Genomic DNA, 21,900 nt, shown 5'->3' on the forward strand with positions numbered 1-21,900 from the left:
CGACGAGACGCGCCCACGCGAGCGAAAGGCGACCATGGACGAGATCACCGTTCTCGACGAGGACCAGTGCTGGAATCTGCTGTCCGAGGCGGTGTTCGGGCGCCTCGCGCTGAGCATCGACGGTGAGCCGGAGATCTTCCCGATCAACGCCTACGCGGCCGACGGCAAGATCTACTTCCGGTCCGCGGAGGGCACCAAACTGTCGGAGATCGCCGTCAACGGCCGCGTCGCCTTCGAGACCGACGGTTTCACCAGCAAGGTCGGGTGGAGCGTGGTCGCCAAGGGGCAGGCGCGGATCCTGACCGGAACCCGGGAGATCCAGGAGGCGGACAAGCTGCCCCTGACGCCCTGGGTGCCCACCCTGAAGATGAACTACATCGTGCTGGACGTCTCCGAGATCACCGGTCGCCGCTTCCGGTTCGGTCCCGAGCCGGACCGCTACCCGGTCTGAGGCGCGCCCGCTACGTCGAGGCCGCCGGAGGGCGCTGGCACGACGGGCAGAAGTAGATCACCCGCTCGCTGAGCATGCCGCGCCGGATCGCGGTGCCGCAGCGGCGGCAGGCCCGTCGATCACGCCCGTACACCCACAGTTCCCGTCCTCGCCGGCGGTCACCGGTGGTGCAGCGGACCGCCTGCAGCCGGTTGGCGGCCAGCAGCCGGTGGGCGTCGCCGGCGAGCGTGAGGGCGTCGACCGCGCCGATCGGTGTCGCCGGATGCACCGCCGACAGAAAGCACAATTCGCTGCGGTAGATGTTCCCGACACCGGCCATCGCCCGCTGGTCGAGCAGTGCGAGGCCGATCGGCCGGTCCGGGTCGGCGGCCAGATTCGCGGCCGCCGTCTCCAGATCCCAGTCCGGGCCCAGCAGATCCGGGCCCAGGTGGGCGACGGTGTCGCCGGGCCGCTCGGTGAGCTCCAGAGTTCCCAGGTCGAAGCCGACGGCTTCGACCTGGCCGGTGCGCAGCACGATCCGGGCGGTGAATCCGGGCCGTCGCCACCGTTCGCCCGGGCGATAGACGTGCCAGGCTCCCTCCATCTTCAGGTGGGAGTGGATGCTGACGGTCCGGTCGCCGTCGAGGTCGATGAACAGGTGTTTGCCGACCGATCGGCACGCCGTGACCCGGGCGCCGGACAGGTCGACGGTCGCCAGAGACGGGATCCGGAAGTCGCTGCGGGTCAGCGTCGCGCCGGTCAACGCGGCATCCAGCCGGTGCGCCGCGCGGTAGACGGTGTCGCCCTCGGGCATCAGCGCGTCCGGGAACTGTGCGGCGAGTAGTGCATCCGGATACCGCGGGGAGTCGTGGCGAAACCCTGATCCACGAGGCGCCGTCCGAACGCGCTGCCCAGAACGGGTGCGCCGTCCACCTGGTCGACGTGGATCCGGGGGACGCGCCCGCACCGCACCGCGTCGGCCACGGCGGTGGCCGCCGCGGTCAACGGGTCGTCGTCGGTCGTGAACGTCAGGATCCGTTTGCCACCGCGCTCGATGAAGACCGCCGGCTCGCCGTCCACGAGCACCACCAGTGCACCGGGTTTGCGACCGGGACGATGACCGGAGTCGGCGTCCGGGCGGTCCGGCCACGGCAGCGCGGCGCCGTACGGATTCGCCGGATCGGTCGCCGCCAGCACCACCGCGGTACCGCGATCCTCGCGGGGGATCAGCGCCGCGTCGCGCAGCGTGTCCACGGTGTGGCCGGCCGCGAACTGCGCGCCGCCCAGCCCGTCGATGTAGTAGCCGCGGCGGGCCTGACCGGAGTCCTCGAAGACGCTCAGCGCGCGGTAGATCCGGGAGAATCCGCCCGGGACCTCTTCGGAGGTCACCGAACCCTTCGTGACGACGCCGTACCGGTCGAGCAGGACCTCGCAGACGGCGGCGGCCTCGGCCGTCGGATCCAGGTCGGCGCGATCGAGAAGCACCCAGCGGCCGCCGGCGAGCGGCGCCACCGTCTCAGTCGCCGCGGTCGCGCCGGCCAGGTACCGTCCGGACAGTCGTGCCGAACGCAGTCGCGGTGCCCGGCCGCGCACCCGGTGACTGGGTGTCGCCGTCCCGGTGGAACGGCGACCCGGCCGCAACAGCGCCCGCACCACCGAGAACGAGTCGTTGGCGACGAGGCCGGCCCACACCAGATCCCACAGCGCCGTCGTCAGCCGTTCGTCGTCGGGAGACTCGACGGTTCCCGCAGCCGTCGACAGCTGCTCACGGATCTGCGGGTAGCGGAGTGCCCCGCCCTGCAGCGCCTCCAGCAGTGTCCGGTGCAGATCGGTGAGCTCGAGATCGTCCGGGGGACGCAGAGTGATGGGCGCCGACTCGGCGGTGTGCAGCGCGACCCAGCCGTCGGCGGCACCGATCCGTCCGTGACCGGACCATGTGACCTCCCCGGACGACAGCAGTTCGTCGAGCATCGACGGCTGATAGTCGGCGACCCGCGACGGCAGCACCAGTGATTCGACCGCCGACGCCGGAATGGGCTGACCGGCGAGCTGCTCGATCACCGCGGCCACCCCGTCGACGCCGCGCAGGGGGCCGGTCACGTGCTGCCAGCCGAGCAGGAACCGGGCATAGGTGGCGGCGTCGACCGGTTCGATCCCGGTGCGGCCGGCCGCGAGGGATCCACGGCGGAGCTGACCGAGCACGTCGGTGTGACACCACTGCGCCGTGGCCCCGTCGTCCTCGGCCAGATACCGGCCCTCGATCACCCGTCGCCGCTCGGCGAGCCGCACCAGCGCGTCACGCACCACGCCGACCGCGGTACCCAGATCGGCGGCGGCCTGCTCCGCGGTGAACGGTCCGTGGGTGCGGGCGTAGCGGTGGATCAGATCGTTCACCGGGTCGGCCGCCGGCTCCAGATAGACGGCCGGTACCCCCAGCGGTGCGGGAACACCCAGTCCGTCGCGGAGGCGGGCGACGTCGTCGATCGCCGCGAACCGGGGCTCGCCGCGGACGGTGACCTCGACGATCCGTCCGCCGCGGACGAGGCCGTCCAGGATCGCGGGCAGTTCGGCCTCACCGTCGTAGCGGAGTCCGATCTCCTCCCGGCTCAGCGGACCGAGCCAGCGCAGCAGGTCGTCGACGTCCTGCGCGTCGCGCGCCTTCCGGTCCGGCGAGGTCCGCTGCAGCCGGCCGACGGTCTCGGCGATCACCTGCGGGTCGAGGAGTTCACGCAGGTCCACCCGGCCCAGCAGCTGGGCGAGCAGTGCGGTGTCCAGGGTCAGGGCGGTGGCGCGGCGTTCGGCGAGCGGAGCGTCGTCGTCGTACAGGAACGCGCCGGTGTAGCCGAGCAGCATGGCGGCGGCGAACGGCGACGGCGTGGACGTTTCGACTTCGGTCAGCCGGATACGGCGCTTGCCGATGCGTTCGAGGACGTCGGTGAGGGCCGGCAAGTCGTAGACGTCCTCCAGACATTCACGGACCGCTTCGAGGACGATGGGGAAATCGGGGAACTGCGAGGCCACCGACAAGAGTTGGGCCGACCGCTGGCGCTGCTGCCACAGCGGTGCGCGGCGACCCGGATCGCGGCGCGGGAGCAACAGTGCGCGGGCCGCGCATTCACGGAACCGGGAGGCGAACATCGACGACCCCGCGAGAGCGCCGGTGACGATGCCGCCGATCTCGTCGGCCGCCACCTCGAAGACCTCCGCACCGGGCGGTGCATCCTCGGTGTCCGGCAGCCGCACGATGATGCCGTCGTCGGCGGCGGTGGTCGCGCCGTCCAGGCCGAGGCGGTCGTGGAGCTGCGCGGCGATCGCACTGGCCCACGGCGCGTGCACGCGCAGACCGTAGGGGGAGTGCAGGATCAGGCGCCAGTCACCGAGTTCGTCCCGGAACCGTTCCGCCACCAGCGTGCGGTCGGTGGGCAGGATCCCGGTGGCCTCCTTCTGGTCGGCGATCAGTGAACTCAGGTTGTCGCGGGCGTTGTCGGTCAGGCCGATCGCGTCGGCGCGCACGGACAGCGTGGTGGGGTCGGCGACGGCGCCGATGAATTCGCCGATCGCCGCACCCAGTTCGGCGGGCCGGCCGACCGCGTCGCCGATCCAGAACGGCAGGCGTGCGGGCTGCCCGAACGCGGGTGTCACCAGCACGCGGTCGTGGGTGATCTCGGCGATCCGCCAGCTGGTCGCGCCGAGTGCGATCACGTCCCCGACGCGTGACTCGTACACCATCTCCTCATCGAGTTCACCGACTCTCCGGGGCTGGTTTCCGGTATCCGTGCCGGTGCCGTCGGAGCCGGCGACCAGGAAGACACCGAACATCCCGCGGTCGGGGATGGTGCCGCCGGAGGTCACGGCCAGCCGGAGGGTGCCGCGCCGCGCGGTCAGTGTCCCGGTGGACCGGTCGTAGTCGACGCGGGCGGCCAGTCCGGCGAACTCGTCGGTCGGATAGCGCCCGGAGATGAGGTCGAGGACCGCGTCGTAGACGTCGCGTGTCAGATCACGGTACGGCGCGGCCCGGCGGACGACGTCGAACCATTCGTCGACGTTCACGTCGGCGACCGCGGTGGCGGCCACCGTCTGCTGCGCCAGGATGTCGAGCGGGGTGCGCGGAACACGGATCTCTTCGATCGCGCCGTCGAGCATGCGGGTGACGGTGACCGCGCAGCCGATCAGGTCGGTCCGGTGCTTCGGGAACAGGACACCGCGGCTGATCTCGCCGACCTGGTGGCCGGCGCGGCCGATCCGCTGCAGTCCGGACGCCACCGACGGCGGGGTCTCGACCTGGATCACCAGATCCACCGCACCCATGTCGATGCCGAGTTCGAGTGAGCTGGTGGCCACCACGCAGCGCAGGCGGCCCGACTTGAGGTCGTCCTCGATCTGGGCGCGCTGCTCCTTGCTCACCGACCCGTGGTGTGCACGGGCCAGGACGTGAGGGGCGCCGGAGGTGGTGACCGCGCCGGTGATCATGGCGGGCGCCCCACCGGGCACCTGCGGATTCCGGGTCTCTCTGCTCCTTGAGCTCGCCGACAGGAGACGCTCGGACGCGATCTCGTTGAGGCTCGCGGTCAGTCGTTCGGCGAGACGCCGCGAGTTCGCGAACACGATGGTCGACCGGTTCTGTTCGACCAGGTCGACCATCGCCGACTCGATGAACGGCCACAGTGACCCGGCGGTCGGGGAGAAGGCGTCGTCGAGGTCGCCGCCGTCGGGCGGGACCGGCAGGTCGGTCATGTCCGGGACCGGTACGTCGACGCGCAGATCGAACGTCTTGGCGGCCGGGGGCGCCACGACGACCGCCTCGCGCGATCCGCTGAGGAAGTCGGCGACGACCTCGGGCGGGCGGACGGTGGCCGACAGGCCGATCCGCTGGGCGGGCTCGCCGGTCAGCATGTCCAGACGTTCGAGCGACAGCGCCAGGTGCGTACCCCGTTTGGTCGCGGCGATCGCGTGGATCTCGTCGACGATCACCGTCTCGACGCCGGTCAGGGTCGCGGCCGCCGCCGAGGTGAGCATCAGATAGAGCGATTCGGGGGTGGTGATGAGGATGTCCGGCGGCGACGACACGAGGGCGCGCCGGGCGGCGGCCGGGGTGTCACCGGACCGGACCCCCACGGTCACCGCGGGGGCCGGCAGCCCGAGCATCGCGGCGGCGTTGCCGATACCGGTCAGCGGTGCCGACAGATTCCGTTCGACGTCGACGGCGAGCGCCTTGAGCGGGGAGACGTAGAGGACGCGGACTCCGGCGCCGGACGGGCGGGGTGCCGCCGCCATCCGGTCGATCGCCCACAGGAACGCCGCGAGGGTCTTGCCGGAGCCGGTCGGCGCGATCACCAGGGTGTCGTCGCCGCGCGAGATCGATTCCCACGCGCCGGCCTGCGCTGCGGTCGGCGCACCGAACGCATCGCCGAACCAGCGTCGGGTGGCCGGGCCGAAGCTCGCCAGGATCGTCTCGTCCGTCACCCCTCCATTCAAGCGCAGGGTGCGGACAGGGTGCTCAGATCAGGCGGTGGCCTTGGCGGCGACCGGCGCCTTCTCGTAGTGCAGGTAGCCGTCTTCGACGGTGCCGCGGCGCAGCTGGCCGATGTCGGCGTACACGCTCATCGACATGGTCCATGGCTTGACGGTGCCCTGCTTGGGCAGCCGGTCGAGGGCACGCTGGACGTATCCGGCGCCGAAGTCGAGCAGCGGCCGGGTGTCCATGCCCTCCGGGAACTCGGCGGTCACCGACGTGTAGCCGTAGGAGTCCATGAAGGTGAGCATGCGGGACCAGTACTGGCACAGCATGTCGACCTTGAGGGTCCACGACGAGTTGGTGTAGCCGACGGCCATCGCGAAGTTCGGGATGCCCGACAGCATGACGCCGCGGTAGGCGACGGACTTCGTCAGATCCACCGGGGTGCCGTCGATGTCGATCTCCATGCCGCCGAACAGCTGCAGGTTCAGGCCGGTGGCGGTCACGATGATGTCGGCCTCCAGTTCCTGGCCGCTCTCCAGCAGGATCCCCTTCTCGGTGAAGGTCGCGATCCGGTCGGTGACGATCGAGGCGTTGCCTTTGCGCAGCTCCTTGAACATGTCGCCGTCCGGCACCACGCACAGACGCTGATCCCACGGGTTGTACGGCGGGTTGAAGTGCGGATCCAGCGGGAAGTCGCTGCCCAGGATCGCCTTGTTGGTGCCGCGGATGACCTTGCGCATGGTCTTCGGGAAGCGCTGGCACAGCTCGTACATGACGCGCTGCTGGAAGATGTTCTTCTCACGGGAGGCGCGGTAGCCGACCTTGGGGCCGAGGACCTTCTTCATCGCGTTGGCGACGGCGTCCTCGCGCGGCAGCGGGATCACGTAGGTGGGGGTGCGCTGCAGCATCGTGACGTGCTCGGCCGTCCCGGTCATCGACGGGACCAGCGTGACGGCGGTGGCGCCGGAACCGATCACGACCACCTTCTTGCCGGTGTAGTCCAGGTCTTCGGGCCAGTGCTGCGGGTGGATGATCTGCCCGGTGAACCGGTCCTGGCCGGGGAAGTCCGGGGTGAAGCCCTCGTCGTAGTTGTAGTAGCCGGTGCCGGCGAAGATCCAGCGCGTCTTCACGACGTCCGTCGCGGTGCCGTCCTCGTCGGTGCGGCGGACGGTGACGTGCCACAGCTGCTCGTCGGTGTGCCAGTCCGCGGAGACGGCGCGGCGGTTGTAGTAGATCTTGCTTTGCAGGTGATCGTCGTCGATGGCCTCGTTGAGGTAGTCGAGGATGCGCGGAGCGTCGGCGATCGCCTGGTTGTCGGTCCACGGTTTGAACTCGAAACCGAAGGTGTGCAGGTCGGAGTCGGACCGCAGGCCCGGGTATTTGAACAGGCTCCACGTGCCGCCGGCCTGGTCGCGCGACTCGAGCATGATGAACGTCTTGTCCGGCTGCTCGGTGGTCAGGTAGTGGGCGGCGCCGATACCGGAGATGCCGGCACCGATGACGAGGACGTCGAGGACGTCGGTGGGCAGGGCCGCGGGCTGGGCGGTGCTGGTGCTCATAGTCGGTTCCTTCCTGAGCTCGATGTATCAATGATCATTGATTCAATCGAGGTTGCGCAAGAATGAACTGCACCAGATAGTCGCTCCACGTGGTGCATAATAGACACCATGCTGGAAACGACCTGGTCATCGCCGAGCCCGGAGGTCGCCGAGCTGATCCGCGCCGGGGTCCGCGTCGTGATCGACGCCCCCGCCGACATGCTCGGCCAGCTCGACGCCAGCGTGCTGCGTGCCGCCGGAATGGGACAGATCACCCAGGACGAGGCACTGACCCGCAACGCCCTGGACATGACCGCCGGCAACATCGCCAAGTGGGCCACCAGCAACCTCGAGTCCCCGGGCGAGCGCGTGCCGGTCGACAGCGGCTCGGCCGAATCACAGACCTACGTCCGGGAGCTGGTGCGCCGAGGGCTCGACAGCGGCGCCCTCGACGCCTTCCGGACCTCCCAGAACGTGGCCTGGCAGCTGTGGATGGCCATCTGCTTCGAGCTCACCGACGACCCGGGCCTCCTCAAAGAACTCCTGGCGATCACGTCGGCGTCCATCGGCGCCTTCATCGACGACACGGTCGGCGCCCTGGCCGAACAGATCGACGTCGCCCGGGCCGAGCTCGCCGGAGACACCCATGCGCAGCGTCGCGCCGCGACGGCCCTGCTCCTGGAAGGCGCGCCGGTCACCGACGAACGGGCCGAGGCGCAGCTGCACTACCGGCTGGCCGGGCCCCAACTGGCCGCCGTCGTCTCCGGCGGACCGGACGTACCGTCCGAACGACTGGAGGCGGCCTGCGAGGCGCTGATGTCCGCGAGCGGCATCACCAGCCGGCTCATCGTGCTCGCCGGCGCCGCGCAGCTGTGGGTCTGGTTCCCGGTGACCGCGCTGGACGCCGCCGCGGCGTCCATCCCGGCGGGTGTGCAGGTGGCGATCGGCGCACCGGGCACCGGCCGTGAAGGATTCCGCCGCAGCCACTTCCAGGCGCTCACCACGCACCGTCTCATGCAGCGGCTGGGCACCGGGCGGCAGGTGGCCGCCTACGACGACCTGCGGCTGGCCGACGCGATGAGCGAGGACGACGACAAGATCGACGACTTCATCGCCTCCACGCTCGGTGACCTCGACACGGCCGACCCGGAGCTGGCCGAATGCCTGCGCATTCGGTTCGCCGAGCGCTGCAACGCAAGCGCCACCGCGGCCCGGCTCTTCACACACCGCAACACGGTGGTGCGACGACTGGCCCGCGCCGAGGAACTGCTGCCGGTGCCGTTGGCCGATCACGCCATCGCGGTGGCGGCGGCCCTCGAACTGCGGCACTGGCGCGGCACGGGAAGCCGCCTCACAGCACCGGCTGATACGGCACCGCCGCACTGACCGTCTCGTCGTGTGCGATGGGCCGTCCGATCAGCGGGAACGCCCGCTGCGGACACGCCGGACGAGGGCAGACGCGGCAACCGGAGCCGATCGGCACCACCGTGCGGGTGTCCTGCACGTCGATCCCGGTGGCGTAGACCAGTTCGTCGGCGTGCGACAGATCGCAGCCGAGACCGACGGCGAAGTTCGACGGCGTTCCGAGATGGCCCGGATGCACCGGGTCGGTGGTGCGGGCCAGCCAGAAGTAGCGGCGGCCGTCGGGCATCTCGGAGATCTGCGTCTGGATCCGGCCGGCCATCGAGAAGGCGTCGTGCACCACCCAGAGCGGGCAACTGCCGCCGGTGCGGGAGAAGTGGAAGGCGGTGGCCGACTGCCGTTTGGAGATGTTCCCGGCTTTGTCGACGCGCACGAAGATGAACGGGATGCCGCGGTCGCCGGGGCGCTGCAGCGTCGACAGGCGGTGGCAGACGGTCTCGAAGCCCACCTCGAAGTCGCGGCTCAGGAGGTCGATGTCGTAGCGCAGCTCGCGGGCGGCCGCGGCGAACTGGGTGTAGGGGAGCACCAGGGCGCCCGCGAAGTAGTTGGCCAGTCCGGTGCGGGCGACGTGCAGCGAGCCCTGAGTGAACCGGTCGGCGGCATCGGCGATCAGCTCGTCGATCAGATCCTGCTGGCTGACCAGGGCCAGCTGGGTGGCGAGCTGGAAGGCGCGCTGGCCCGAGGTGAGCCGGCGGGCCAGTTCGACGCGTCCGGTCGCCGGGTCGTAGCGGCGTTTGGGCCCCGGTTCGGGCTCCTCGCCGAGAGCGGGCGCGCTGATCGACACCGTGATGCCGTAGTCCTCTTCGAGGACCCGGGCGAGCTGGAGGTCGAGGCCGCCGATCCGCAGGCCGTGCGCGGAGAACATCGCTTCGGCCGCGGTGTCGAGTTCGGCGATGTGGTTGCGGCGGTCGTAGAAGTAGTCGCGGACCTGTTCGAACGGCGTCGTGGGGGCGTGGTCGTCGGGATTCGGTGCGCCGGCGGCCAGGGTGCCGCGGTAGGTCTCCAGTTCCACCGACGCCGACGCCAGCTGCCGGTGCAGGGTGACGAGTGTCTGTCCCACCTCGGGCATGCGGGAGACGAGTTCGTTGATCTCCGATGCGGGGATCCGTCCGGCCCCGCGGGACAGGAGGACCTCGGCGAGGTCGGCCGTCAGTCGTGCGTCGGATTCGGCGGCGAAGAAGTCGGCGGGCAGGTCGAATTCGCGGGTCAGCGACAGCAGGACCGGGGTGGTGACGGGGCGCTGGTCGTGTTCGAGCTGATTGACGTAGCTGGTGGAGAGCCCGAGGTTCCGGGCGAGTGCGGCCTGGGTGAGCCCGCGGTCGTCGCGGAGCCGTCGCAGGCGCGCTCCCACGTATGTCTTGGCCATGGTCAGCGATCTTATCCGCACTGTCCGCAACATTCGCAAAAATGGTGGGTGAAATCCACAAAAATACACAGTGGCCTGGTCTTTTCCGGCGATATCGCGTGTGTGTATGGTGCAAACATGATCAATCACGACGTGTACACGCGACGCAGTTCCGACGACTTCCCGACCAGCGAGCACCTCGCTTACAAGATCGCCCAGGTGGCAGCCGATCCGGTCGACGTTCCCGACGACACCGCGGAGATGATCATCAACCGCATCATCGACAACGCCGCCGTGAGCGCCGCGTCGGTGATCCGCCGCCCCGTCACCACCGCGCGCCGGCAGGCGCAGACCCGCCCGATCAAGGGCGGCTCCACCGTCTTCGGCATCGACGGCGCCTTCGCCCCCGAGTGGGCCGCCTGGGCCAACGGCGTGGCCGTGCGCGAGCTCGACTTCCACGACACCTTCCTGGCCGCCGAGTACTCGCACCCCGGCGACAACATCCCGCCGCTGGTCGCGGTCGCGCAGCGCGTCGGCGCCACCGGCAAGGACCTGATCCGCGGACTCGCCACCGCCTACGAGATCCAGATCGACCTCGTGAAGGGCATCTGCCTGCACGAGCACAAGATCGACCACGTCGCTCACCTCGGCCCGTCGGTGGCCGCCGGCCTCGGCACCATGCTGAACCTGGACGTCGACACCATCTACCAGGCGATCGGCCAGGCCCTGCACCTCACCACCGCCACCCGTCAGTCGCGCAAGGGCGCCATCTCCAGCTGGAAGGCCTACGCTCCGGCCCACGCCGGAAAGATCGCCGTCGAGGCCGTCGACCGTGCCATGCGCGGCGAGGGTGCGCCGTCGCCGATCTGGGAAGGCGAAGACGGTGTCATCGCCTGGATGCTCGGTGGTCCGGACAAGCACTACACCGTGCCGCTGCCGGGTCCGGGCGAGCCCAAGCGCGCCATTCTGGACAGCTACACCAAGGAGCACTCGGCCGAGTACCAGAGCCAGGCCCCCATCGACCTGGCCCGCCGCATGCGCGACCGCGTCGGCAACACCGACGACGTCGAGTCGATCGTGCTGCACACCAGCCACCACACGCACTACGTGATCGGCACCGGCTCGGGCGACCCGCAGAAGTTCGATCCGAAGGCCAGCCGCGAAACCCTTGACCACTCGGTCATGTACATCTTCGCGGTGGCACTGCAGGACGGCGACTGGGATCACGAGAAGTCGTACGCCCCGGAGCGTGCCGCCCGCCCCGACACCGTCGAGCTGTGGAACAAGATCTCAACCGTCGAGGACCCGGAGTGGACCCGCCGCTACCACTCGACCGACCCCAACGAGAAGGCGTTCGGCGCCAAGGCCGTCGTCACCATGAAGAACGGCGACGTGATCACCGACGAGCTGGCCGTCGCCGACGCCCACCCGCTGGGCGCCCGGCCGTTCGCCCGTCCGCAGTACCTGGACAAGTTCGCCCGCATGGCCAAGGGCGTCGTCGCCGATGACGAGCAGAAGCGCTTCGTCACCGCCGCCGAGGGTCTCGCCGGCCTGAAAGGCGCCGAGCTGAACGGCCTCAACGTCACCGTGCTCGACGACGTGCTGAAGAAGGCGCCGGAGACCGGCAAGGGCATTCTCTGATGTCCGCGTTGTTCTCCTCGGGTGTCAGCGACGCCGACAAGCGCAAGAACCTGCGGGCCGCCCTGAAGTCGGGCGAGCTGCAGCGCTGGCCGGGAGCCTTCTCACCCCTGGTCGCCAAGATCGTCGCCGACGCCGGATTCGAGGGCGTGTACGTCTCCGGGGCCGCACTGTCGGCGGACCTGGGTCTCCCGGACATCGGTCTGACGACGCTCACCGAGGTCGCCGCCCGCGGCGGCGCCATCGCGCGAGCCACCGACCTGCCGACGCTGATCGACGCCGACACCGGTTTCGGCGAGCCGATGAGCGCGGCCCGCACGGTCGCCACCCTGGAGGACGCCGGCCTGGCCGGCTGCCACCTCGAGGACCAGGTGAATCCGAAGCGGTGCGGTCACCTCGACGGCAAGGAGGTGGTCTCCACCGACGAGATGGTGCGCCGCCTGGCCGCGGCCGCCGGCGGCCGCCGTGACGAGAACTTCGTCATCTGTGCCCGGACCGACGCCCGCGGCGTGGAGGATCTCGATTCGGCGATCGCCCGTGCCAAGGCGTACATCGACGCCGGCGCGGACATGATCTTCACCGAGGCGCTGAAGGATCTCGACGAGTTCAAGCGTTTCCGCGACGAGGTCGACGCGCCGCTGCTGGCGAACATGACCGAGTTCGGCAAGTCCGAGCTGCTCACCACCGATCAGCTGAAGTCGATCGGCTACAACGTCGTCATCTACCCGGTGACCACGCTGCGGCTGGCGATGGGCGCCGTCGAGTCCGGTCTGGCACAGATCGCGGCCGAAGGCACCCAGGCGAACCTGCTCGACAAGATGCAGCACCGTGCGCGGCTGTACGAGTTCCTGCAGTACGCCGACTACAACGATTTCGATTCGTCCATCTTCACCTACAGCCGACCGGGAGAGCAGTCATGACCGAGGAACAGAAGATCTACAAGGGCCTGGCCGGTGTGGTCGTCGACTACACCGCGGTCTCGAAGGTGGTTCCGGAGACCAACAGCCTGACCTACCGCGGCTACGCGGTGCAGGACCTGTCGGCCAGCAAGTCGTTCGAGGAGGTGGCCTACCTGCTCTGGTACGGCGAGCTGCCGACCGCGGACCAGCTGACGAAGTTCACCGATGCCGAGCGGGCCAACCGTGAACTGAGCGATGCGGCGAAGGCCGTCCTCGCGCAGATTCCGGCCGACTGTCACCCGATGGACACCTGCCGCACCATGATCAGCTTCCTGGGCAGCACCGACCCGACGGAGGAGGATCGCAGCACCGAGGCCAACCTGGCCAAGGGTCTGAAGATGCTGGCCGTTCTGCCGACCATCGTCGCCGCCGACTTCCGTCGCCGCCGCGGCGAGGAGCCGATCGCACCCAGCAAGGACCTGGACTACTCGGAGAACTTCCTGAACATGTGCTTCGGCTCCGTTCCGGATCCGGTCCTGGTCAAGGCGTTCAACGTGTCGATGATCCTGTACGCGGAGCACAGCTTCAACGCGTCGACGTTCGCGTCGCGCGTGGTCACCTCGACCACGTCGGACATCTACAGCGCGGTCACCGCCGGCATCGGCGCCCTCAAGGGTGCGCTGCACGGCGGCGCCAACGAGGCCGTCATGCACGACATGCTGGAGATCGGCGACCCCGCCAAGGCCCGGGACTGGCTGAACGCCAAGCTCGACGCCAAGGACAAGGTGATGGGTTTCGGTCACCGCGTCTACAAGAACGGCGACTCGCGCGTCCCGACCATGCACGAGGCGTTCAAGAACGTGTCCGAGCACGTCGGCGACGACAAGTGGCTGACCATGTACGACGAGCTGGCCGCCGCCATGGACGAGCGGACCGGGATCAAGCCGAACCTCGACTTCCCGACCGGCCCGGCGTACTACCTGATGGGCTTCGACATCCCGATGTTCACCCCGATGTTCGTGATGAGCCGGATCACCGGCTGGACCGCGCACATCGTCGAGCAGACCGAGTCGAATGCGCTGATCCGTCCGCTGTCCGCCTACAACGGCGTTCCGCAGCGCGAGGTCCCGAAGAACTGATCGGGCCAGGGCCGCTTCGCGCGGCATCCACAACTGAATACCCAACCACTGCTGCGCCGGCGGGCGTCCGGACGATCCCGGTCCGCCCGTCGGCGCAGTCGTACCTCTGGACACCCCGGGGAGGTCCGCATGTTCAGCAAAGTCCTGGTGGCGAATCGCGGCGAGATCGCGGTCCGTGCCTTTCGCGCGGCGTATGAGCTCGGCGCGTCGACGGTCGCGGTCTATCCGATCGAAGACCGCAACTGCGTGCACCGCAGCAAGGCCGACGAGGCCTACGAGATCGGCGAGCCCGGCCATCCGGTGCAGGCGTACCTGTCGGTCGACGAGTTGCTGGGCGCCGCCCGGCGCAGCGGCGCCGACGCGATCTATCCCGGCTACGGGTTCGCTTCGGAGAATCCGGCGCTGGCCGCCGCCTGTGAGGAGGCCGGCATCACGTTCATCGGGCCGAGCAGCCGGGTGCTCGAACTGACCGGTGACAAGCAGCAGGCGGTCGCGGCGGCCCGGGCCGCCGGTCTGCCCGTTCTGGCCGGCAGCGAGCCGTCGTCGGACGTCGACGAGTTGCTGGCGGCGGCGAAGGACATGACCTTCCCGATCTTCGTGAAGGCGGTCGCCGGCGGCGGCGGACGCGGCATGCGCCGGGTGGCGCAGCGCGAGCAGCTCGCCGACGCGATCGCGGCCGCGTCCCGTGAGGCCGAGTCGGCGTTCGGCAATCCGACGGTCTTCCTGGAACAGGCCGTCGTCGATCCCCGGCACATCGAGGTCCAGATCCTGGCCGACGGCTCCGGCGAGGTGATCCACCTCTATGAGCGTGACTGCAGTCTGCAGCGCCGCCACCAGAAGGTGGTGGAGATCGCGCCGGCGCCCGACCTCGATCCGGCACTGCGCGACCGCATCTCGTGCGGACGCCGTCAGTTTCGCCCGGCAGATCGGGTACACCTGTGCCGGCACCGTCGAGTTCCTGGTCGACGCGCGGGGTGAGCACTTCTTCATCGAGATGAACCCGCGGATCCAGGTGGAGCACACCGTCACCGAAGAGGTGACGGACGTCGATCTCGTGGCCGCCCAGATGCGGATCGCGGCGGGGGAGAGTCTCGCGGATCTGGGGCTGTCGCAGGAGGCGATCGAACTCCACGGGGCGGCCCTGCAGTGCCGTATCACCACCGAGGATCCCTCCGACGGATTCCGTCCGGACACCGGCCGGATCAACGTCTACCGCGCCCCGGGCGGCAGCGGTGTCCGGCTGGACGGTGCGGCGGCGCTGGGCAGCGAGGTGACCGGTCACTTCGACTCCATGCTGGTGAAGCTGACCTGCCGGGGACGGGACTTCCCGACCGCGGTGACCCGGGCGCGCCGTGCGCTCGCGGAGTTCAAGATCCGCGGGGTGCGCACCAACATCGACTTCCTGCGTGCGGTGATGGCCGATCCGGATTTCCAGGCCGGGCACATCACGACCTCGTTCATCGACGAGCGGCCGTATCTGCTCGATGCGGTGCACTCCTCCGAGCGCGGCTCGCGACTGCTCAACTACCTGGCCGACGTCACCGTCAACCAGCCGAACGGTCCGCTGCCGACCCCGGTCCATCCGCGCACGAAGCTGCCGGACGTCGCCGACGATCTGCTCGCGCATCCGCCGGCCGGCTCCAAGCAGCGGCTCGACGAGCTGGGCCCGGAGGGGTTCGCGGCGGCGCTGCGCGAGCAGAAGGCGCTCGCGGTCACCGACACCACGTTCCGTGACGCCCATCAGTCGCTGCTGGCCACCCGCGTGCGGACGAGTGGGCTGACCGCGGTCGCACCCTATGTCGCCGCCCTGACGCCGGAGCTCCTGTCCCTCGAATGCTGGGGCGGGGCCACCTACGACGTCGCTCTGCGGTTCCTCAAGGAGGATCCGTGGGACCGGCTCGCCCGGCTGCGTGAAGCGGTGCCCAACATCTGTCTGCAGATGCTGCTGCGCGGTAAGAACACCGTCGGCTACACGCCGTACCCGACGAAGGTGACCACCGCGTTCGTCGACGAGGCCGCGCGCACCGGCGTGGACATCTTCCGGATCTTCGACGCCCTCAACAGCGTCGAGGCCATGCGGCCGGCCATCGATGCGGTTCGCGAGACCGGTACGGCCGTCGCCGAGGTGGCGTTGAGCTACACCGGTGATCTCGCCGATCCGGCCGAGGACCTGTACACCCTGGACTACTACCTGCGGCTCGCCGAGGACATCGTCACAGCCGGGGCGCACGTTCTGGCGATCAAGGACATGGCCGGCCTGTTGCGGCCGGCGGCCGCCCGCACCCTGGTCGGGGCGCTCCGTTCGGAGTTCGACCTGCCGATCCACGTGCACACGCACGACACGCCGGGCGGCCAGCTGGCCACCTATCTGGCCGCGTGGGAGGCGGGTGCCGACGCCGTCGACGGCGCGAGTGCGGCCCTGGCGGGCACCACCAGCCAGCCGTCGCTGTCGGCGATCGTGGCGGCTGCCGCACACACCGACTACGACACCGGTATCGACCTGCACGCGGCGACGTCGATCGAGCCGTTCTGGGAGGCGCTGCGGCGGATGTACCGGCCGTTCGAGTCGGGGATCCCGGCACCGACCGGCCGCGTCTACGACCATGAGATCCCGGGCGGACAGTTGTCGAATCTGCGTCAGCAGGCCATCTCGATCGGCGTCGGCGACCGTTTCGAGGCGGTCGAGACCGCGTATGCGGCGGCGAACAGGCTCCTGGGCCGCCCGGTCAAGGTGACGCCGTCGTCGAAGGTCGTCGGCGACCTGGCGCTGGCGTTCGTCGCCCAGGACATCACCGCCGAGGAGTTCGCCGCCGACCCGTCGGCGTACGACATCCCGGATTCGGTGATCGGCTTCCTGTCCGGCGAGCTGGGGCAGCCGGCCGGCGGATGGCCGGAGCCGTTGCGCGAGCAGATTCTGGCGGGCCGTTCGGCGTCGTCGAAGGAGGAGGAGCTGAGCGCCTCCGACGAGACGGCGCTGGACCGGCCCGGACCGGACCGGCAGGCGACGCTCAACCGGCTGCTGTTCCCAGGGCCCACCGACGAGTATCTGGCGCACGTCGCCGAGTTCGGCGACACCTCACATCTCGCCGGCAACCAGTTCTTCTACGGACTGCAGCAGGGCCTGGAACATCGTGTGCATCTGCGGGACGGTGTGGATCTGCTCATCACACTGGAGGCGATCAGCGAACCGGACCCGGCGGGCATCCGCACCGTGATGTGCACCCTCAACGGGGAGCTGCGGCCGGTGTTCGTCCGCGACCGCACCGCGGAGGTGTCGGTCCAGACGCGGGAACGCGCCGACCGGGACAATCCACATCACGTGGCGGCGCCGTTCGCCGGTGTGGTGACGGTGACCGTGGCGCCCGGCGACACCGTCGCCGCCGGCGACCCGATCGGCACCATCGAGGCGATGAAGATGGAGGCGACGGTGACCGCGACATCCGGTGGACGGGTGCAGCGTGTGGTCGTCTCCGGCACCACCGAAGTGCAACCGGGTGACCTGCTGGTGGTTCTGGAGTAGACCGGAGGCATGGAGCTCGATCGGGACCTCGCTCTGCGGCGTGTGACGGCGTGGCGGCGACTGGAGTTGCCCGGCGACGGGTTGCGCCGGGCGGCGGTCGCGATCACCGTGGTGCCCGGCCCGGGTGGCCGGGGCATCTGGGTGGCGCGACGGCCGCCGACGCTGCGCAGTCATCCCGGTCAGTTCGCGCTTCCCGGCGGGCGGCTGGATCCGGGGGAGACCGGACGAGGTGGCCGAGCTGCATTTCGTGTCCCTCGCCGAGACGGCCGCGCAGCCCGAGTTCGACACCATCGACGAGTCGCCCCGCCCGGTGATCCGGCTACCGATCATCGGACGCTGGGTGCACGCGCCCACGGCCGCCGTCATCCACCAGTTCGGTGAGGTCGTGGTTCGCGGCCGCGCCACCCGGGTGAACGAGTTGGAGCAGCCGCTGTTCGCCTGGAAGTAGGGCGCGTCGGCCACGTCTGCTCGGCGAAGCCGTTTTGTCGTACCCCCGAGATACATTGTTGTCAATGGAAACGGCAGGTCACAGGGGGTGATCGGGATGACGACGACCATCGTCGACGTCGCCGGCACGGCCTTGCCCGACTCGCCGGTGGAGCTCGCTGAGCTCATGGATGCGGTAGCCGAGAAGATGGCCGCCACCTCCGGCCGGATGGCCTCGTGCACGGTGGAGGAGGTGGATCGGATCGTCGAAGCCACCGAGCGGGTGCGGCGCCGCCTGGATTATGTTTCGGCTGCACAGTTCACGGAGGTCTCCGACCGGGGTGTGGATCGCGTATCCGGGTACCTGAGCGCCAGAACCTATTTCGCGATGGGTCAGCGGCTGGGTCCGGGCGAAGCCAAGCGGCGCGAGTCGCACGCCTATCACCTGTCGAACCTGTCCTCGGTGACCGGCGAGCGCCTCGACCCGAGACTGCCCGCCACCGCGACGGCTCTGGCCGCCGGGACGATCGGGCACGGCCACCTCACCGTGATCACCGAGACGATGCAACGCCTGCCCGGACGATTCGACGCCGACGTGCGGCAGCAGGTCGAGGCCGACCTCGTCGAGTTCGCCGCGACACTCCCGCCGAACACACTCGCGCAGGCGGCGAACCGGATCCTCGCCCACCTCGACCCCGACGGTTCACTGTCCGACGACAAAGACCGGGCACGACGCCGCAGCCTGACCCTCGGCGGGCAGGACCGCCAGCTGATGTCCCGGCTCGTCGGCGACCTCACACCCGCCCTGCGCGCCAGACTCGAGCTGATGCTCGACGGGTGGGCCGCGCCGGGAATGAACGTGCCCGACGATCCGGACTCGCCGCGCGGTTCGATCCACGCATCGACCATCGATCCCGAGAAGTTGGCCGCAGCGCGAGAACGGGACCTCCGCGGTTCCGATCAACGCAATCACGACGCCCTCGCCGCATTCCTGGACGCAGGACTGGCCGCCGACACCACCACCGCAAGCCTGGCCGGGCACCTGGTCATCACCATCAGCGATGCCGAACTCGCCACCCATGCCGGGATCGGACTCACCGGGACCGGCACCCTGGTCCCGATCAGCGACCTCATCGAGCTGGCCGCCGGCACCACCCCGCACCTGGAAGTGTTCCGGCACCACACGCACGAGATCCTCTACCTCGGACGCGGGAAGCGGCTGGCGAACAAGGCGCAGCGACTGGCGCTCTTCGGCCGCGACCGGGGCTGCACGCACCCGGCCTGCGATGCACCGTTCTCCCGCACGCAGGCCCACCACAACACCGACTGGGCCAAAGGCGGCCGCACCGACATCGACGAACTCGGCGCAGTGTGCGCACGCCACAATCGGGCCGTCGGCGACCAGAAGGGTCAATGGGAGACCGCGATCGAACGCCGAGGCCGCGACGCCGGACGCATGCTCTGGCGAGTCAACCGTCCAGGCAAGCCCTGGAAACTCAACCCGACCCACCATCTGGTGCCCCACGCCGACAACGACGCGCACGCACCGCCGAACGACGACCAAGCCCGCCTCGGCCACACCGCCTGAACCTGCGGTGTCGCCGTTGATCGGCGTGCGCTCGAACGCGAAACGGCCCCGGACTCGGGGAGAGTCCAGGGCCGATCGCTCGGCTGATCGCCGATCAGAACATCAGGCGCGAACGGCCTTGGCCGCCTCGACCATCGCGGCGAGAGCCGCGGTGACCTGCTCGGTGGTGCGGGTCTTCAGACCGCAGTCCGGGTTCACCCACAGACGCTCGGCCGGAACGGCCTCGAGAGCCTCACGCAGCAGCGTGGTCATCTCGTCGGCACCCGGGACGCGCGGCGAGTGGATGTCGTAGACACCCGGGCCGACCTCGTTGCGGAAGCCGATCGCGTTCAGGTCGTCGAGGACCTCCATGTGCGAGCGGGCCGCCTCGATCGAGGTGACGTCGGCGTCCAGATCCGCGATCGCACCGATCACGTCGCCGAACTCCGAGTAGCAGAGGTGGGTGTGGATCTGCGTCTCGTCGGTGACACCGGCGGTGGACAGGCGGAACGAGTTCACGGCCCACTTCAGGTAGTCGTCACGATCGGCCTTCTTGAGCGGAAGCAGCTCGCGCAGCGCCGGCTCGTCCACCTGGATGATGCCGACGCCGGCACGCTCCAGATCGACGGTCTCGTCGCGGATCGCCAGGGCGATCTGGTCGGAGGTGTCCTTCAGCGGCTGGTCGTCGCGGACGAACGACCAGGCCAGGATGGTGACCGGACCGGTCAGCATGCCCTTGACCGGCTTGCTGGTCAGCGACTGGGCGTGCGTGATCCAGCCGACCGTCATCGGGTTCGGGCGGGCGACGTCGCCGTACAGCAGCGGCGGGCGCACACAGCGCGAACCGTACGACTGGACCCAGCCGTTCTGCGTCGAGAAGAAGCCGTCCATCTGCTCCGAGAAGTACTGGACCATGTCGTTGCGCTCGGGCTCGCCGTGCACCAGAACGTCCAGACCGAGCTGCTCCTGCAGGTCGATGACGGCCTTGATCTCGGCCTCCATGCGCTGACGGTAGGTGTCGGCGTCGATGGTGCCGTTCTTCAGTTCCTGGCGGGCCTTGCGGATGTCGCCGGTCTGCGGGAACGAACCGATCGTGGTGGTCGGCAGCTCCGGCAGGTTCAGGGCGGCCTGCTGCTTGGTGCGGCGCTCGGCCGAATCGGTGCGGGTGGCGTCGTCGTCGCTCAGCGCGGCGAGACGCGTCCGGACGGCGTCGACCTTCACGCGGGGATCGGTCTCCCGGGTGGCCAGAGCGGCCTTGGCGGCGTCGAAGGCCTGCGCCTGCGAGTCGCGGCCGTTCGTGAGCGCACCGGACAGGGCGGCGACCTCGACGAACTTCTCCGAGGCGAACGCCAGCCAGCCGCGCAGGACGTCGTCCAGCTCGGTCTCCGGCTCCAGGCTGTACGGCACGTGCAGGGTGGAGCACGACGTGGACACGGCGATCGAGCCGGCCTTGTCCTGCAGACCGGTCAGGGTCTCCAGGGCGGCATCCAGGTCGGTGCGCCACACGTTGCGGCCGTCGACCACGCCGGCGACCAGCAGCTTGTCGCCCAGGTTCGCGGCGGCCACCGAATCGACGGTGCCGTACACCAGGTCGGCGCCGACACCCTCGATGCCGGTGCGGGCCAGTGCGGCCAGACCGTCGCGGGCGTCGCCGAAGTAGGTCTGCACCAGGATCTTGGGGCGCTTTTCGGCACCCGACAGGGCGGTGTAGACGCGCTCGGCCAGCTCCGGCAGGCCGTCGTGTGCGTCGGTCACCAGGATCGGCTCATCGATCTGCACCCACTCGACGCCCTGGTCGGCGAGAGTGCCGAGGAGCTCGGTGTACAGCGGTAGCAGCTCGTCGATGCGGGTCAGCGGGTCCGGCGCCTGGCCCTCCTTGAGCGGATCGGTCAGGTCGACGGCGGCCAGATCGGCCGGCACGCCCTTCGACAGACCGAGGAAGGTGATCGGGCCGATGACGACGGGGCGGGCCGGAACGCCCTGCTCGGTGGCCTCGGCGAGCTCGCCGAGGATCTTGTCGGTGTTGAGCGAGAAGGTGGTGTCCGGGGCGATCTCCGGGACCAGGTAGTGGTAGTTGCAGTCGAACCACTTGGTCATTTCGAGCGGGGTCACACCGTCGCCACCGCGGGCAGCGGCGAAGTAACGGTCCAGCGGGTCGCTGATGCCGGCGACGCGGGGCGGGAGCGCACCCAGCATGGCGGCGGTGTCGAGCACCTGGTCGTAGTACGAGAAGGTGTTGACCGGAATCGAATCGAAGCCGGCGGCCTTCAGCTCGGCCCAGCTCTTGCTGCGCAGATCGGCGGCGACGGACTTGAGCTCATCGGCGCTGACGGTGCCGGCCCAGTAGCCCTCGACGGCCTTCTTCAGTTCCCGGTTCGCGCCGATGCGCGCGGTGCCCGGCACCGTGGTGGTGAAACTCATCGCTGGTGTTTTCTCCTGCTTTACATGGTGTTGTTCACCGCCGCGCAGGGGAGAGGAGATGCGGAGCCCCGAAATGAGAATGCGCTCACGACATCAT

General features: G+C 69.5%; 11 protein-coding genes and 2 pseudogenes. 8 read left to right on the forward strand and 5 right to left on the reverse strand.

All coding sequences use genetic code 11. From position 1 onward, the window contains the following. Positions 1–34: 34 nt before the first annotated feature. The gene (locus QM774_RS01595) at positions 35–451 is read left to right on the forward strand and encodes a pyridoxamine 5'-phosphate oxidase family protein (protein ID WP_414974227.1); all 417 of its coding nucleotides are present in this window, start codon (positions 35–37) and stop codon (positions 449–451) included. Positions 452–461: 10 nt separating this feature from the next. Here QM774_RS01595 and QM774_RS01600 read toward each other — a convergent pair whose 3' ends face one another. Genes QM774_RS01600 through QM774_RS01610 form a run of 3 tightly spaced genes read right to left on the reverse strand, consistent with a single transcriptional unit; the run spans position 462 to position 7,447 of the window. Further along, on the reverse strand, positions 462–1,244 hold the full coding sequence (locus QM774_RS01600) for a DNA-formamidopyrimidine glycosylase family protein (RefSeq protein WP_414974228.1): 783 nt from the start codon (positions 1,242–1,244) through the stop codon (positions 462–464). Continuing rightward, complete coding sequence (locus tag QM774_RS01605; protein WP_414974229.1) at positions 1,244–5,893, reverse strand: ATP-dependent helicase; 4,650 nt, start codon at positions 5,891–5,893, stop codon at positions 1,244–1,246. Before QM774_RS01605 ends, QM774_RS01600 begins: the two co-directional genes overlap by 1 nt. A gap of 39 nt (positions 5,894–5,932) precedes the next feature. After that, positions 5,933–7,447: a flavin-containing monooxygenase gene (locus QM774_RS01610; protein WP_414974230.1), complete on the reverse strand. Its 1,515-nt coding sequence runs from the start codon at positions 7,445–7,447 to the stop codon at positions 5,933–5,935. A 108-nt stretch (positions 7,448–7,555) separates the two neighbouring features. On the opposite strand from QM774_RS01610, the gene QM774_RS01615 reads away from it, so the two are divergent. Further along, positions 7,556–8,812: a PucR family transcriptional regulator gene (locus QM774_RS01615; RefSeq protein ID WP_414974231.1), complete on the forward strand. Its 1,257-nt coding sequence runs from the start codon at positions 7,556–7,558 to the stop codon at positions 8,810–8,812. On the opposite strand, the gene QM774_RS01620 is transcribed toward QM774_RS01615, so the two are convergent. Beyond that, positions 8,778–10,214 (reverse strand): short-chain fatty acyl-CoA regulator family protein, encoded by a 1,437-nt coding sequence (locus QM774_RS01620; protein WP_414974232.1) that lies wholly within the window; start codon positions 10,212–10,214, stop codon positions 8,778–8,780. The two genes, QM774_RS01615 and QM774_RS01620, sit on opposite strands and share 35 nt — an antisense overlap. Positions 10,215–10,331: 117 nt before the next feature. On the opposite strand from QM774_RS01620, the gene prpD reads away from it, so the two are divergent. From prpD to QM774_RS01650, 6 genes and pseudogenes are all read left to right on the forward strand, one after another. Then, positions 10,332–11,834, forward strand: coding sequence for a 2-methylcitrate dehydratase PrpD (prpD, locus tag QM774_RS01625; RefSeq protein WP_414974233.1), 1,503 nt, complete (start codon positions 10,332–10,334; stop codon positions 11,832–11,834). Further along, the gene (prpB, locus tag QM774_RS01630) at positions 11,834–12,751 is read left to right on the forward strand and encodes a methylisocitrate lyase (protein ID WP_414974234.1); all 918 of its coding nucleotides are present in this window, start codon (positions 11,834–11,836) and stop codon (positions 12,749–12,751) included. Before prpD ends, prpB begins: the two co-directional genes overlap by 1 nt. Beyond that, a complete protein-coding gene (locus QM774_RS01635) occupies positions 12,748–13,869 on the forward strand; it encodes a bifunctional 2-methylcitrate synthase/citrate synthase (RefSeq protein WP_414974235.1) in 1,122 nt (373 codons plus the stop codon). Before prpB ends, QM774_RS01635 begins: the two co-directional genes overlap by 4 nt. 129 nt (positions 13,870–13,998) lie before the next feature. Continuing rightward, positions 13,999–17,389, forward strand: a pseudogene (locus QM774_RS01640) (pyruvate carboxylase). 9 nt (positions 17,390–17,398) lie between these two features. Then, positions 17,399–17,837: pseudogene (locus QM774_RS01645) on the forward strand (NUDIX domain-containing protein). A 96-nt stretch (positions 17,838–17,933) separates the two neighbouring features. Further along, the gene (locus tag QM774_RS01650; RefSeq protein WP_414974236.1) at positions 17,934–19,403 is read left to right on the forward strand and encodes a DUF222 domain-containing protein; all 1,470 of its coding nucleotides are present in this window, start codon (positions 17,934–17,936) and stop codon (positions 19,401–19,403) included. Between the two features lie 102 nt (positions 19,404–19,505). Here the strand turns inward: QM774_RS01650 and metE are convergent, their stop codons facing one another. Beyond that, on the reverse strand, positions 19,506–21,803 hold the full coding sequence (gene metE / locus QM774_RS01655; protein ID WP_414974237.1) for a 5-methyltetrahydropteroyltriglutamate--homocysteine S-methyltransferase: 2,298 nt from the start codon (positions 21,801–21,803) through the stop codon (positions 19,506–19,508). Positions 21,804–21,900 lie beyond the last annotated feature (97 nt).

The organism is Gordonia sp. (in: high G+C Gram-positive bacteria) (assembly GCF_047600565.1).
Lineage (GTDB): Bacteria > Actinomycetota > Actinomycetes > Mycobacteriales > Mycobacteriaceae > Gordonia.